This window comes from Streptomyces chrestomyceticus JCM 4735, from assembly GCF_003865135.1.
GTDB classification, from domain to species: domain Bacteria; phylum Actinomycetota; class Actinomycetes; order Streptomycetales; family Streptomycetaceae; genus Streptomyces; species Streptomyces chrestomyceticus.
Genome location: NZ_BHZC01000001.1, coordinates 3162975 through 3176195 on the forward strand (window position 1 = coordinate 3162975; position 13221 = coordinate 3176195).

Below are 13221 nucleotides of genomic sequence, written 5' to 3' on the forward strand. Positions count from 1 at the left end.
CAGCCGCGCCGCGACGCGTCGCCGGGACTGTGGAGCTACCGGGTGCCATGGACAAAAGCCAACCGTAAGCGGGGTGCGCGGCCCACCGTTTCCGTCACGGGCGAACGAGGCAACCCGCACGCCGTTTCGCGCGTCCGCCCCGCCCGGCCGGTGCGACGGCCGGACGCTACCGGGGCCGCCCAGCGCCATACGGCCGCGGAAACCGTGCCCGCCCGGCCCCGGCATCCTGCCCGACAGCCCTCGCGGGCCGGAGCGGCGCCTGCCCCGTTTACCGGCACCCGTACCCGTACGCCCCCTTGCACACGGCCGCACGCACGGCTCCGACGCACGGCCGTACACGTACATCCCGCACCTCGCACGCCACACCACACCCACCCCACCGAACCCGACATAAAGGACATATGCCTCAACGCTTGCTACGTTGCCTGTCATGACCGCACCCACGGCGGACGCTCCCCCACCGGGCCTGAGGATGCCCGGACGCCGGGGCACCGAACTGGCCCTCCTCGCCGGCGCCGTCCTGATCAGCGTCTGCGGGTACATCGACGTCGGGCTCGCCCGGCAGAACGCCGTCCCCGGCGACGCCGCGAGCTACGGGGCGGGCCTGGCCGCCCTGGCCCTCCTGGGCCACCTCGCCGTCAGGTTCCGCGCCCCCTACGCCGACCCCCTGCTGCTCCCCATCGCCATCCTGCTGAACGGGCTCGGGCTGCTGCTGATCTTCCGGCTCGACCTGGAGACGCCCGCCGACCGGGCGTCGCCCACCCAGCTCGTCTGGTCCGCACTCGGCGTCGGCCTGTTCGCCGCCGTCGTCCTGCTGCTGCGGGACCACCGCACTCTCCAGCGCTACGCCTATGTGTCGGTCGCCGCCGGGCTGGCCCTGATGGTCGTCCCGATCTTCTTCCCGGCCGTGAACGGGGCCAAGATCTGGATCCGGGTGGCGGGCTTCTCCTTCCAGCCCGGCGAGTTCGCGAAGATCCTCATCACCGTCTTCTTCGCCGCGTACCTGGCGGCCAACCGCAGCGCCCTCGCCCACACCGGCAAGCGGATGTGGAAGCTCCAGTTCCCCGCCGGCCGGGTGCTCGGCCCGGTCGTCGCCGTCTGGCTGGTCAGCGTCGGCGTCCTGGTCCTCGAACGCGACCTGGGCACCTCGCTCCTCTTCTTCGGCGTCTTCGTCGTCCTGCTGTACGTGGCCACCGGCCGCACCGGCTGGATCGCGGTGGGCCTGCTGCTCGCCGCCGCCGGTGCCGCCGCCGTCGGCGTCCTCGAACCGCATGTGCACAGCCGGGTCGCGGACTGGCTGCACCCGTTCGCCAGCATCACGGCGGGCCGGGGCGCGAGCCAGCTCGCCCAGTCGCTGTTCGCCTTCGCCGCCGGCGGGCTGCTCGGCACCGGCCTGGGCGAGGGGCACTCCGCCCTCATCGGCTTCGCCATGAAGTCCGACTTCATCCTGGCCACCTACGGCGAGGAACTGGGCCTGACCGGCCTCACCGCCCTCTTCCTCCTCTACGCGCTCCTGGTGGCCCGCGGCTTCCGGGCCGGACTGGCGCTGCGCGACCCGTTCGGCCGGCTGCTGGCCGTGGGCCTCGCCTCCCTCCTGGCCGTCCAGGTCTTCGTCATCGCGGGCGGCGTGATGGGCCTGATCCCGCTGACCGGCATGGCGATGCCGTTCCTCGCCCAGGGCGGCTCGTCCGTCGTCACCAACTGGGTCATCGTCGCGCTGCTCGTCCGGGTCAGCGACAGCGCCCGCCGACCGCTCCCGGACACCGCGGAGACCGGGGTGATCGCGGGCCTCGGCGGCACCCGGTCCGGCGCCTCCGCCCCGCCGTACGAGGAGGACGACCTCCCGTACGGATACGGATACGGATACGGAGGCGGTGGGGGCGGAGACGGCGGCAGCCCCGGCGGCCCCCCTGACGGCCACGCCCCCCACGGCCGGGGCGCCCCCGCCGACCACGACGGCGTCCCCGACGACCACGACGACCAGGGCAGCCGCCGGTGAACCGCTACATCCGCCGCGCCGGCGTCTTCTGCCTGATCCTGCTCGTGGCGCTGCTCCTGAACGCCGTCCGCGTCCAGGTCTTCGAGGCCGAACGCTACGACGACAACTCCGCCAACCGGCGCGGCGCGCTGGCCCGTTACAGTCAGCCGCGCGGTGACATCCTCGTCGACGGGGAGCCGGTGACCGGCTCGCGCGACAGCGGCGGCACGCTGCGGTACGAGCGGACGTACGCCGAGGGGCCGCTCTACGCGCCCGTCACCGGCTACGCCTCCCAGATCTACGGCACCTCGCTGCTGGAGAGCGCCGAGGACGACGTGCTCTCCGGCACCGACCCGCGGCTCGCGCCGTTCCCGCTGTGGACCGACATCAGCCGCGCGCAGCAGCCGGGCGGCGACGTGGTCAGCACGGTCGACGCGGCGGTGCAGCAGGCCGCGTTCGAGGGGCTGGGCGGCAAGAAGGGCGCGGTGGCCGCCGTGCAGCCGCGCACCGGCAAGATCCTCGCGCTGGTCAGCACGCCGTCGTACGACCCGAACGAGCTGTCCGGCACCGAGCGGTCGGTGGCCGACACCTGGAACCGGCTCAACCGGAGCGGCGGCCGTCCGATGATCAACCGGGCCCTGAAGCAGACGTACCCGCCGGGCTCCACCTTCAAGATCGTCACGGCCGCGGCGGCGCTGGACCACCGGAAGGTCACCGACCTCGACGCGGCCACCGACACTCCGAGCCCGTACACCCTTCCGGGGACGTCCACCCGGCTCACCAACGAGGCGGGCGACTGCGCGAACGCGTCGCTGCGGCACGCCTTCGAGGTCTCCTGCAACACCGTCTTCGCCCGCCTGGGCGTGGACGTCGGTCTGGACGGCATGGCGGAGGCCGCGGAGAAGTTCGGCTTCAACGACGCGGACCTGAAGGTCCCCTCGACCGCGGCCCGCAGCGTCTTCGACACCGACATGGACGCCGCGCAGGTGGCCCTCTCCTCCATCGGTCAGTACGACACCACGGCCACCCCGCTCCAGATGGCGATGGTCGCCGCAGCGGTGGCGAACGACGGCGAAGTCCGGGCCCCCTATCTGGTGGACAAGGTGACCGACGCGCACGGCGACACGGTCTCCGCCACCCGGCAGAAGACCCTGCACCGGGCCATGAGCCGCGGCACCGCGCGGCACCTCCAGGAGATGATGACCGGCGTGGTCACGCGGGGTACCGGCACCGGCGCCGCGATCGACGGCGCCACCGTCGGCGGCAAGACCGGCACCGCCCAGCACGGCGTGGACAACAAGGGCACGCCGTACGCCTGGTTCGTCTCCTGGGCGAAGAAGGACGGCGCGGCCGATCCGGCGGTGGCCGTGGCGGTGGTCGTCGAGGACGCGGCCGCCGACCGCGCGGACATCAGCGGCGGCGGCAGCGCGGCGCCGATCGCCCGCGCGGTGATGCGGGCCGCGCTACGGTGACGTAAGGGGAAATAGACCGTGATGCGCAGGGGGACGCATGGGACAGTCGGGACAGTCGGGACACGCACGTACGGGGCGACCGGGACGGCCGGGGCCCGGACATCAGGCCGGAGACCGGGACCGGGCGCTCCTCACCCTCACCGAGGTCGAGGCGCTGGCCCGCCGGGTCCACGCGGGGCAGACGGACAAGGCCGGCCGCCCGTACGCGGAGCATCTCGCGGCGGTCGCCGGAGGCGTACGGGCGCGCGGCGGCAGCGACGAGCAGATCGCCGCGGCCTGGCTGCACGACGCCGTCGAGGACGGCGCGCTCACGCCCGCGTGGCTGGCCGGCGCCGCGCTCACGGAGCGCACCAAGGCGATGGTCCGCGCGGTGACCAAGCGCCCGGGTGAGCCGGTCGAGGCGTACACGGCCCGCATCCTGGCCACCCCGGGCGCGCTGCTGATCAAGGAAGCGGACCTGGCGCACAACGCGGACCCGGCGCGGCTCGCGGTGCTGGACGCGGCGACGCGGGAGCGGCTGACCGTGAAGTACCGCCGGGTCCGGGGCCTGCTGGGGCTGGCGTAGGGCGCCGCCGGCGCCCCCCGGTCCACACGGTCCACACCCCGGACACCGCCCTCACAAAGCTGCCCCATACAGCTACCCTGCCCGCCATGACGACCTCGGAGCCCTCGGACCCCACCGCCCCTCCGGCCCCCGGCAGCCGGGTGATCGCGGCCCTCCACGACGCGAGCGTCCGCCGTCTCACCACCGGGCAGGTCATCCTCGACAGCATCGACTGGACCGTACGCACCGGTGAGCACTGGGCCCTGCTCGGCGCCAACGGCGCGGGCAAGACCACCGTCCTGCGGCTGGTGGGCGCGCTGATGTTCCCCACGACCGGCACGGTCGAGGTGCTCGGCCACCGCCTCGGCACCGTCGACGTACGCGAACTGCGCGCCGCCATCGGCCTGGTCTCCAGCGCGCAGAAGGTCCCTCAGGACGCCACCGGCCATACAGTCGTCCTCACCGGCGCGACCGGCACCGTACAGCCGCTCTGGGGAAAGTACGACGACGCCACCCGCGAGCGCGCGCACGAACTGCTGGCCGAGCTGGACTGCAAGGAGCTGGCGGACCGGCCGTACGGTGTGTGTTCCGGCGGCCAGCGGGCCCGCCTCCTCATCGCCCGTGCGCTGATGGCCGACCCGTCGCTCCTCCTCCTGGACGAGCCGTTCAACGCGCTCGACCTGCCGTCCCGGGAGGACCTGATCGACACGATGCACCGCCTGGCCGAAGGCCGCCCCGGCCTGTCGACGGTCACCGTCACCCACCACCTGGAGGAGCTCTCCCCCGCCATCGGCCACGCGCTGCTGCTGCGCGAGGGCCGCGTGCAGGCGCAGGGCCCGGTGGCGGACGTCCTCACCGGCGAGCGCATGACGGCGTGCTTCGGCCGGCCCGTCGAGGTGACCTGCCACGACGGCCGGTGGCTGGCGCGCTCGGGGCGCCGCCGACCGTCCAACTGAGCAGCCTTGACAGCGCGGCGCGGTACGCGGCCGGGCCGCGCTGTCAGGCCGGGTCCCCGCCGTCCTCCCCCAGCGCGATCGCCTCCGTCACCTCGCCGACCCGTGCGCGCTCCTCCTCCGCGAAGCGCTCCGCGTCGAGCTGTTCGGCCAGTTCCTCGTCCTGGGCCATCAGCCGGTCCAGGTTGGAGTTCCCGAGGTCGAAGACGCCCATGTCCACGTAGGCGCGCTGGAGGCGTTCGCCCCACAGGCCGATGTCCTTCACGCACGGGACGATGCGGCTGAAGAGCAGTTTGCGGAAGAGGTGGAGGAATTCGGAGTTCTCGGTGATGTCGGCGGCTTCCTGGTGGGGGACGCCGAAGTTCTCCAGGACCTCCAGGCCGCGCAGCCGGTCGCGCATCAGGTAGCAGCCCTCGATGACGAATTCCTCGCGTTCGCGCAGTTCGGCGTCGGAGAGCTGTTGGTAGTAGTCGCGCAGTGCCAGCCGCCCGAAGGCGACGTGCCGGGCCTCGTCTTGCATGACGTAGGTCAGGATCTGCTTGGGGAGCGGCTGGGTGGTGGTGTCGCGGATCATGCCGAAGGCGGCCAGCGCGAGGCCCTCGATCAGTACCTGCATCCCGAGGTAGGGCATGTCCCAGCGGGAGTCCCTGAGGGTGTCGCCCAGGAGTGCCTGGAGGTTGTCGTTGACCGGGTAGAGCATCCCGATCTTGTCCTTGAGGAAGCGGCTGTAGATCTCGGCGTGCCGGGCCTCGTCCATGGTCTGGGTCGCGGAGTAGAACTTCGCGTCGAGGTCGGGGACGGTCTCCACGATCCGCGCGGCGCAGACCATCGCGCCCTGCTCGCCGTGCAGGAACTGGCTGAACTGCCAGGCCGCGTAGTGCTGCCGCAGTTCACCGCGTTCCTTGTCCGACATCCGGTCCCAGTACGGCGTGCCGTACAGGGAAACCGATTCGTCCGGGGTGCCGAGCGGGTCGTACGGGTCCACCTCCTGCGCCCAGTCGATGCGCAGGTTCGCGTCCCACTGCTTGTCCTTGCCCTTCTGGTAGAGGGCCAGCAGCCGCTCCCGGCCGTCGTCGTACTCCCAACTGAAGCGGGCCGGACTGCCCGCCGGCACGGTCCACAGGTACGCGCCCGGGTCCTGTGTGTACAGCTCGCGGCTCGACACTCGCGCCTCCTCGCTTCGCTTCCGACCCCCGTACCGGAGTGGGTCGTTGGCAGGCTCACACGGACTTACCGGCGGGTCAACAATTCGCGCGCAGGGGATTGACGGGCTTGCTGACAAGCAGTCTCATAAGACGGTGACCGCGGGTAACCCACGAGCGAGGTAGCCACAGCCATGACAACCGTGACGACAGCGACGACCGTGACGGAGCCGGAAGTCCTCCGGGACGCCCTCGGGCTGCTCAAGGACCGCGAGCAGGTGGCGGAACGACTGCTCGACTCCTCCGCCAAGCACTCCTTCGACCCGGACACCGAACTCGACTGGGACGCGCCCCTGGAAGAGGGCAAGTGGTTCTGGCCGCCGGAGCTGGTGTCCCTCTACGACACCCCGCTGTGGAAGAAGATGTCCGAGGAGCAGCGGATGGAGCTGTCCCGGCACGAGGCCGCCTCCCTGGCCTCGCTGGGTATCTGGTTCGAGATCATCCTGATGCAGTTGCTGGTACGGCACATCTACGACAAGTCCGTCACCAGCGCGCACGTCCGCTACGCCCTGACCGAGATAGCCGACGAGTGCCGGCACTCGAAGATGTTCGCGCGCATGATCCAGAAGGGCGAGGCACCCGCGTACCCCGTCTCCCGCCTCAACCACAACCTCGCGCGCATCCTCAAGACCGTCTCCACGACGCCCGGTTCGTTCGCCTGCACGCTGCTCGGCGAGGAGATCCTGGACTGGATGCAGCGGCTGACCTTCCCGGACGAGCGGGTGCAGACGATCGTGCGCGGCGTCACCCGCATCCACGTCGTCGAGGAGGCCCGCCACGTCCGGTACGCGCGCGAGGAACTGCGCCGCCAGATGGTCACCGCGCCGCGCTGGGAGCAGGAACTGACCCGCGTGAGCTGCGGCGAGGCGGCCCGCGTCTTCTCCATCGCCTTCGTCAACCCGCAGGTCTACACGAACGTCGGGCTGGACCGGCGGGAGGCGGTCGCGCAGGTGAAGGCTAGCGGCCACCGCCGTGAGGTGATGCAGTCCGGCGCGGGCCGGCTGACGGAGTTCCTCGACGACATCGGCGTCCTGCGCGGCGTGGGCCGCAGGCTCTGGAAGAGCTCGGGACTGCTGGCGTAACGGCCGGGACACGGCGGCGACTCGGGCCGGAACGCCCGGCGCCGCCGCCGGCCCGGTCGGTGTCCGGGGCGCACCGGCACGACCCGGGTCCGGTGCACACCGGCGCCTCCCCGGGGCGCACCGGCGCGGCGCGGGCCGCGTACGCGAACGCCTCCCGGGCCCCCGCACCCGCCCCGGCGCTTTCCCGGCAGGCCGGTTACGCTGCTGGGATGAACGGCAGCGGCACCGCCCCAGCAGTACCCCGACCCGCCTACCGCAGGCTCAGCGTCGAGCAGCGCCGCTCCCAGCTTCTGACCGCCGCCCTGGGCCTGTTCGCCCAGCGCGCCCCCGAAGACGTGTCGCTGGACGACGTGGCGGCCGCCGCGCAGGTGTCCCGGCCGCTGGTCTACCGCTACTTCCCCGGCGGCAAGCAGCAGTTGTACGAGGCCGCCCTGCGCAGCGCGGCCGACATACTGGAGGGCTGCTTCGACGAGCCGGAGGACGGCCCGCTGACCCAGCGCCTCGGCCGGGCGCTCGACCGCTACCTGGCGTTCGTCGACGAGCACGACGCGGGGTTCAGCGCCCTCCTCCAGGGCGGCAGCGTCGTCGAGACGGCCCGTACGTCCGCGATCGTCGACGAGGTGCGGCGCACCGCCGCCGAGCAGATCCTGCACCACCTCGGCGCCGCGGCCCCCTCGCCCCGGCTGCGGATGGCGGTCCGTACGTGGATCACGGCCGTCGAGGCCGCCTCCCTGATCTGGCTGGACGAGGAGAAGCAGCCGCCGCTGGACGAACTGCGGGACTGGCTCGTCGACCACTTCGTCGCGCTGCTGACCGCGACGGCGGCCACCGACGAGCAGGCCGGGCGGGTGGCGCGGTCGGCGCTGGCGAGGGAGACCGCCGAGGGGCCGGTCGGCCGGTTGGCCCGGCGCATCCTGCCGATCGTGGCCGACGCGGCCCATCTCCTGTGAGCCGGGACCGCTCGGGTCCCCTGTGAGCCGGGACCGCTCGGGCCTGCCGTGAGCCGGGACCGCTCGGGCGCGTTTCCGCCCGGACTGGCCTGACCTGCGCTTTCACCGGGCTGTACATCGATGTGAGACTGGTGGGGTGAGAAGCGAGAACACCCCGTTCGTCGGCGGCCCGCTGGACGGGCGGGTGCTGCCGGTCCTCGTCGGCGCGACCGGCCAGCCGCCGAAGACGTACGAGATCCCGGTACCGAACGACGACGGCCGCCCGCCGACGGTCCACCTGTACCGGCGTGCGCCGGGCCGGGTGGGGCGGCTGGGCCTGCCCAGGGGCTGGAAGTACGAGTACGACCCGGCGGGCCGGCTGCCGGGCGGCCCGAAGTGGCCGTGGACGAAGCGGCGTTGACCGTCCGGCGGGCGCCCGCCGGCCGTACGGCCCGGTAACCCCGACCGCCCACCATCCCACTTGGTCCGGACCATTGACAGTACTGGTCTAGTCCTGTTTGCTGCCTGCCCAGGGGGAGCCGCGCCTGCGCCTCCCTGGCAAGGCCCCACCCCGCAGGGGCGGCCCCCTCCACCACCTTCGGCACCCGTGTACGTCCCCTCCGTACCGCCGTCGACAAGGAGCCCCCCATGCGCCGCAGCCGTACCCGCAGTCACAGACCCGGCCCGTCCAGGAGACCGCCGGCCGCCACCCTGGCCGCCGCAGTCGCCGGCCTCCTCGGCGCCACGGCCCTGTTCGTCACCCCCGCCCAGGCCGCTCCGCCGCCCGCCAAGACCGCTCCCGCCGCGCCGGCCGCCCGCACCCAGGCCCTCCCGGAGCACGCCCTCGTCGGCTACCTCCACGCCGGCTTCGCCAACGGCTCCGGATACACGCGGCTGGCCGACGTCCCGGAAAGCTGGGACGTGATCAACCTCGCCTTCGGCGAGCCGGCCTCCGTCACCTCCGGCGACATCCGCTTCGCGCTCTGCCCGAAGTCCGAGTGTCCCGGCGTGGAGACCGAGGCCGAGTTCAAGGCCGCGGTCAAGGCGAAGCAGGCCGCGGGCAAGAAGGTGCAGATCTCGATCGGCGGGCAGAACGGGCAGGTGCAGCTCACCACCACCGCCGCCCGCGACCGGTTCGTCCAGTCGGTCGGCGCGATCATCGACCGCTACGGGCTGGACGGCCTGGACATCGACTTCGAGGGCCACTCCCTCTCACTGGCCACCGGCGACACCGACTTCAAGAACCCGAAGACCCCCGCGATCGTCAACCTGATCTCGGCGGTCAGGACCCTCAAGGCCAAGTACGGCGCCGGGTTCACCCTGACCATGGCGCCGGAGACGTTCTTCGTCCAGCTCGGCTACCAGTTCTACGGTTCGGGGCCCTGGGGCGGCCAGGACCCGCGCGCCGGCGCGTACCTGCCCGTCATCCACGCGCTGCGCGACGACCTGACCCTGCTGCACGTACAGGACTACAACTCCGGCCCGATCATGGGCCTGGACAACCAGTACCACTTCATGGGCGGCGCCGACTTCCACATCGCGATGACCGACATGCTGCTGACCGGCTTCCCGGTCGCCGGCAACCAGAACAACGTCTTCCCGGCGCTCAAGCCGTCCCAGGTCGCCATCGGCCTGCCCGCCTCCCCGTACGCGGGCAACGGGCACACCGCCCCGGCCGAGGTCACCAAGGCCCTCAACTGCCTCACCCGGGGCACCGACTGCGGCACCTACCGGACGCACGGCCGCTGGCCCGGCATGCGCGGCCTGATGACCTGGTCCGTGAACTGGGACCGGTTCGGCGACTGGGAGTTCCAGAAGAACTTCGACCGCTACTACGGGAGCTGACCGCCCCTCAGCAGCACACCGGGGCCGCCGTCCGGCGCCGGGACACGCCCCCGGCCGCCGATCGGGTGACCGTACCGCTCCGGTGGCCCCACCCCCACGGCGAAGATACGACCACCGTGGCACGATCCGAACGAACCGGGCGGCGGACCAGGGGTCCGCCGGAGCCGCAGCAGTCCGTCGGAGGTGGGTTCGTGTCGCAGCGGTGCACGTCGGGGCAGTGCGCGCCAAGGCGGTCCGGGCCGCGCCGGACCGGACCGGGGCGGTCGGGGCCGTCCCGGCTCGTACGGTCGGTCTGCGCGACGGCCCTGGCGGGCGCGGTCGCCCTGGCCCTGCCCGCCGCGCCGGTGCACGCCGTACCGGAGCCGGACCCGGCCGCGACCGGAGCGCTGGAGCTGCCGGACGGTCCCGGCGGGCCGGGTGAACCGGACGGACTCGCCGGACCGGACGCATCCGAAGTACCGGACGCCACCGAAGCAACCGGCTCCGGCACCGACACCGGCACCGCCTCCAACGAGGACCCCTCCCTCCGCCGCCTGCTGACCCGCCTCCAGGACCTCTACCGGCGGACCGAACAGGCCACCGAGGCGTACAACGCCACCGAGGAGGACCTCAAGGCCCAGCGCAAGGAGTCGCAGGACCTCAACGTCCGGCTGGCCCGCGCCCGTACCCGGCTCGCCGACGGGCAGGCCGACGCGGGACGGCTCGCCCGCCAGCAGTACCAGGGCGGCGCCGCCGCCGGGCTCTCCACGTACCTGCGGATGCTGCTCTCCGCCGACCCGCAGGAGGTGCTGGAGGAGGGCCACCTCTTCAAGGAGGCGGCCGGCAGCCAGGCCGCCACCGTCGCCCGGCTCACCGGCAACGAGAAGCGGGCGGACGAGCTGGCGAAGGCGTCGCGCGCCGCGCTGGACGAGCAGCAGGTGCTCACCGAGCGGCGCCGTAAGCAGCGGGACGCGGTCGAGGGCCGCCTCAAGGAGGTCGAGGAACTGCTCTCCACGCTCTCCGAGGACCAGCTCGCCGAACTGGGCCGGATGGAGCAGCAGGGCACGGACGAGGCACAGCGCGGCCTGGTGTCCTCCGGCGAGCTGAACGGGTCCCGGGCGCCGTCGGCGAGTGGCGACCGGGCCGTGCGGTACGGCCTCCGGCAGGTCGGCAAGCCGTACGTCTGGGGAGCGCAGGGGCCCGGCTCCTTCGACTGCTCCGGCCTGACGTCGCAGGCGTGGTCGCACGCCGGGCGGCCCGTCCCGCGAACCAGCCAGGAACAGTGGCGCCGGCTGCCGCACGTGCCGCTGCGGGCGCTGCGCCCCGGCGACCTGGTGATCTACTTCCCCGGCGCCACGCACGTCGCGATGTACCTGGGCGACGGCATGGTGGTCCAGGCGCCCCGCCCCGGCGCCCGGGTCAAGGTCTCCCCCGTCGCGTCGAACCCCCTGCTGGGCGCCGTCCGCCCGGACCAGGGCGCTCCGTCCCTGCGCGCCTACGTCCCGCCGCCGCTGCCGGACGACGCGACGGCGGGCGCCGATTCGGGGTACGGGTCGGCGGCGGGCCCGGCCTGACCGGGGGTGGTACTGGTGCCACCCGCACAAGTGAAACCTGGGTGATCGATACCGTCCGCCCCGCACCGCAGCATCTTCCCTGTACGGCAGTACGGCCGTACGCGTATCCCGGGGAGGAACGTATGCGGGTGTTCGGAAAGAGCCGATGGCGAAGGGCCTCCGTGGCGGGGCTGGTCACCGTGGCGACGGCCGCTCTGCTGCCGGCAGCCACCGGGCCCGCCGCGGCTGCGGGCGACGGGCACGTTCCCGCGCGCTATACGGAGCAGCGGCTCGACTGGCACACCTGTGACGGCGCACCGTCGCTGGACTGCGCGACGATGAGCGTGCCGCGCGACTGGCACCACCCGGCGGACGGCCCGGACATCAGCGTGTCCGTGTCCCGGCACCGGGCGGCCGATCCGGCTGCGCGGCGGGGCGTCCTGATGATGGCGGCGGGCGGGCCGGGCGGCCAGGGCCTGCTCAGACCGGCGGACTTCGCCAAGCGCTCGCCCACCGTGGCCGCCGCCTACGACATCGTGAGTTTCGATCAGCGCGGACTGCCGCGCAGCACACCCCTGGCCTGCCAGACCCGGGCCGAGTTCGACGCGTTCTTCGGCGACGACTCCCGGGACCGCTCGCCCTCGGCGGTACGCGGCGTCGTACAGCGCTCGCGGCAACTGGCCCGGTCCTGCCAGGAGCGCGGCGGCGGTCTGGCGCCGTACCTCACCACCGACCAGACCGTGCGCGACATGGACCTGTTCCGCGCGCTGCTCGGCGCCCGCAAGTTCGCGTATTACGGTCCCTCGTACGCGGGGATGATCGGCGCGTACTACGCGACGGAGTTCCCGCACCGCGTGGACCGGCTCGTCCTGGACAGCACCGTCGCTTTCGACGGCACCTGGGAGTCCTTCCTGATGGACCAGCCGCGCAGCTTCCAGCGCCGGTTCGAGCGGGACTTCCTGCCCTGGCTGGCCGCGCGCGACGCGACGTACCACTACGGACGTACGGCCGCCGCGGTCGAGGCGAAGTGGGAAGCGCGGCGCCGGGCGCTGCGTGACCGCCCGGCCGTCCTCGACGACGGACGGCGGGTGACGCCGAACCGCCTGGACTTCGGCACCAGCCAGGCCCTCTACAACGCGGCCCGGGGCTTCGCGCCGCTGGCCACCGCGCTCGCCGCGCTCGACCACTGGGACACCGCCGCACCGGCCGAGCGCGGCGCCGCCAAGGAGGTCTTCGGCGACTACCTCAGTCCGGAGTTCCTCGCCGAGTACACCGCGGTGACCTGCAACGACACGCCGTGGAGCCACGACATGGACCGCTGGGTGCGCCGCACCGCCACCTACACCGCGACGTACCCGCTGGTCGGGGCGCGGGCCCTGGCCTTCGCGGCGACCTGCGCCGCCTGGCCCGCCTCCCGCGCCCCGCGCGTCCGTGTCACCGGCAAGGGCCTGCCGACGACGCTCATGCTCGGCTCGCTGCACGACCCCGCCATCTACTACGAGGGCGTTCTGCGGTCCCACCGCGCGCTGCGCGGCTCCCGCCTGGTCACCGTCGCGGGCGGTGACCACGGCCAGTACCAGAACCACAACCCGTGCGTGGACGCGCTGGTGGACCGCTACCTGCTCACGGGCGCGGCTCCGGCGAAGGACATCGGCTGCCCGGCGCCGGGCCCAGGATGATCCGA

General features: G+C 72.9%; 10 protein-coding genes and 1 pseudogene. 10 read left to right on the forward strand and 1 reads right to left on the reverse strand.

Translation table 11 applies throughout. From position 1 onward, the window contains the following. Nucleotides 1-430 precede the first annotated feature (430 nt). The 4 genes from EJG53_RS12970 to EJG53_RS12985 all read left to right on the forward strand — a co-directional run bounded on the left by EJG53_RS12970 (nt 431) and on the right by EJG53_RS12985 (nt 4950). Nucleotides 431-1999, forward strand: a complete 1569-nt coding sequence (locus EJG53_RS12970; protein ID WP_125044978.1) for an FtsW/RodA/SpoVE family cell cycle protein — start codon at nt 431-433, stop codon at nt 1997-1999. Then, nucleotides 1996-3450 (forward strand): penicillin-binding transpeptidase domain-containing protein, encoded by a 1455-nt coding sequence (locus tag EJG53_RS12975; RefSeq protein ID WP_125044979.1) that lies wholly within the window; start codon nt 1996-1998, stop codon nt 3448-3450. Before EJG53_RS12970 ends, EJG53_RS12975 begins: the two co-directional genes overlap by 4 nt. A 37-nt stretch (nt 3451-3487) precedes the next feature. Then, nucleotides 3488-4015 (forward strand): HD domain-containing protein, encoded by a 528-nt coding sequence (locus EJG53_RS12980; protein WP_125044980.1) that lies wholly within the window; start codon nt 3488-3490, stop codon nt 4013-4015. An 86-nt stretch (nt 4016-4101) separates the two neighbouring features. After that, the gene (locus tag EJG53_RS12985) at nt 4102-4950 is read left to right on the forward strand and encodes an ABC transporter ATP-binding protein (protein WP_125044981.1); all 849 of its coding nucleotides are present in this window, start codon (nt 4102-4104) and stop codon (nt 4948-4950) included. 43 nt (nt 4951-4993) lie between these two features. Here EJG53_RS12985 and EJG53_RS12990 read toward each other — a convergent pair whose 3' ends face one another. Beyond that, nucleotides 4994-6112, reverse strand: a complete 1119-nt coding sequence (locus tag EJG53_RS12990; protein WP_125044982.1) for a ferritin-like domain-containing protein — start codon at nt 6110-6112, stop codon at nt 4994-4996. A 171-nt stretch (nt 6113-6283) separates the two neighbouring features. Here EJG53_RS12990 and EJG53_RS12995 point away from each other — a divergent pair, with 171 nt between their 5' ends. The 6 genes and pseudogenes from EJG53_RS12995 to EJG53_RS13020 all read left to right on the forward strand — a co-directional run bounded on the left by EJG53_RS12995 (nt 6284) and on the right by EJG53_RS13020 (nt 13216). After that, nucleotides 6284-7231: an AurF N-oxygenase family protein gene (locus EJG53_RS12995; protein ID WP_125044983.1), complete on the forward strand. Its 948-nt coding sequence runs from the start codon at nt 6284-6286 to the stop codon at nt 7229-7231. 209 nt (nt 7232-7440) lie between these two features. Then, nucleotides 7441-8181 carry a TetR/AcrR family transcriptional regulator gene (locus tag EJG53_RS13000; protein WP_125044984.1) on the forward strand — a complete coding sequence of 247 codons (741 nt, stop codon included), beginning with the start codon at nt 7441-7443 and terminating at the stop codon, nt 8179-8181. A 136-nt stretch (nt 8182-8317) separates the two neighbouring features. Beyond that, nucleotides 8318-8581 (forward strand): hypothetical protein, encoded by a 264-nt coding sequence (locus EJG53_RS13005; RefSeq protein ID WP_125044985.1) that lies wholly within the window; start codon nt 8318-8320, stop codon nt 8579-8581. Between the two features lie 407 nt (nt 8582-8988). Next, a pseudogene (locus EJG53_RS13010) lies at nt 8989-10005 on the forward strand (chitinase); the annotation flags it as partial. A gap of 191 nt (nt 10006-10196) precedes the next feature. Beyond that, nucleotides 10197-11558: a C40 family peptidase gene (locus EJG53_RS13015; RefSeq protein WP_125044987.1), complete on the forward strand. Its 1362-nt coding sequence runs from the start codon at nt 10197-10199 to the stop codon at nt 11556-11558. 122 nt (nt 11559-11680) lie between these two features. Beyond that, nucleotides 11681-13216 (forward strand): alpha/beta hydrolase, encoded by a 1536-nt coding sequence (locus EJG53_RS13020; protein ID WP_167515104.1) that lies wholly within the window; start codon nt 11681-11683, stop codon nt 13214-13216. Nucleotides 13217-13221 lie beyond the last annotated feature (5 nt).

Excerpts from the sequence above, each read along its gene's own strand:
- EJG53_RS13000 (WP_125044984.1), top strand. The coding sequence starts at position 7,441 with ATGAACGGCAGCGGCACCGCCCCAGCAGTACCCCGACCCGCCTACCGC.
- EJG53_RS13020 (WP_167515104.1), top strand. The coding sequence starts at position 11,681 with ATGCGGGTGTTCGGAAAGAGCCGATGGCGAAGGGCCTCCGTGGCGGGG.
- EJG53_RS12980 (WP_125044980.1), top strand. The coding sequence starts at position 3,488 with ATGGGACAGTCGGGACAGTCGGGACACGCACGTACGGGGCGACCGGGA.
- EJG53_RS12995 (WP_125044983.1), top strand. The coding sequence starts at position 6,284 with ATGACAACCGTGACGACAGCGACGACCGTGACGGAGCCGGAAGTCCTC.
- EJG53_RS12970 (WP_125044978.1), top strand. The coding sequence starts at position 431 with ATGACCGCACCCACGGCGGACGCTCCCCCACCGGGCCTGAGGATGCCC.
- EJG53_RS12985 (WP_125044981.1), top strand. The coding sequence starts at position 4,102 with ATGACGACCTCGGAGCCCTCGGACCCCACCGCCCCTCCGGCCCCCGGC.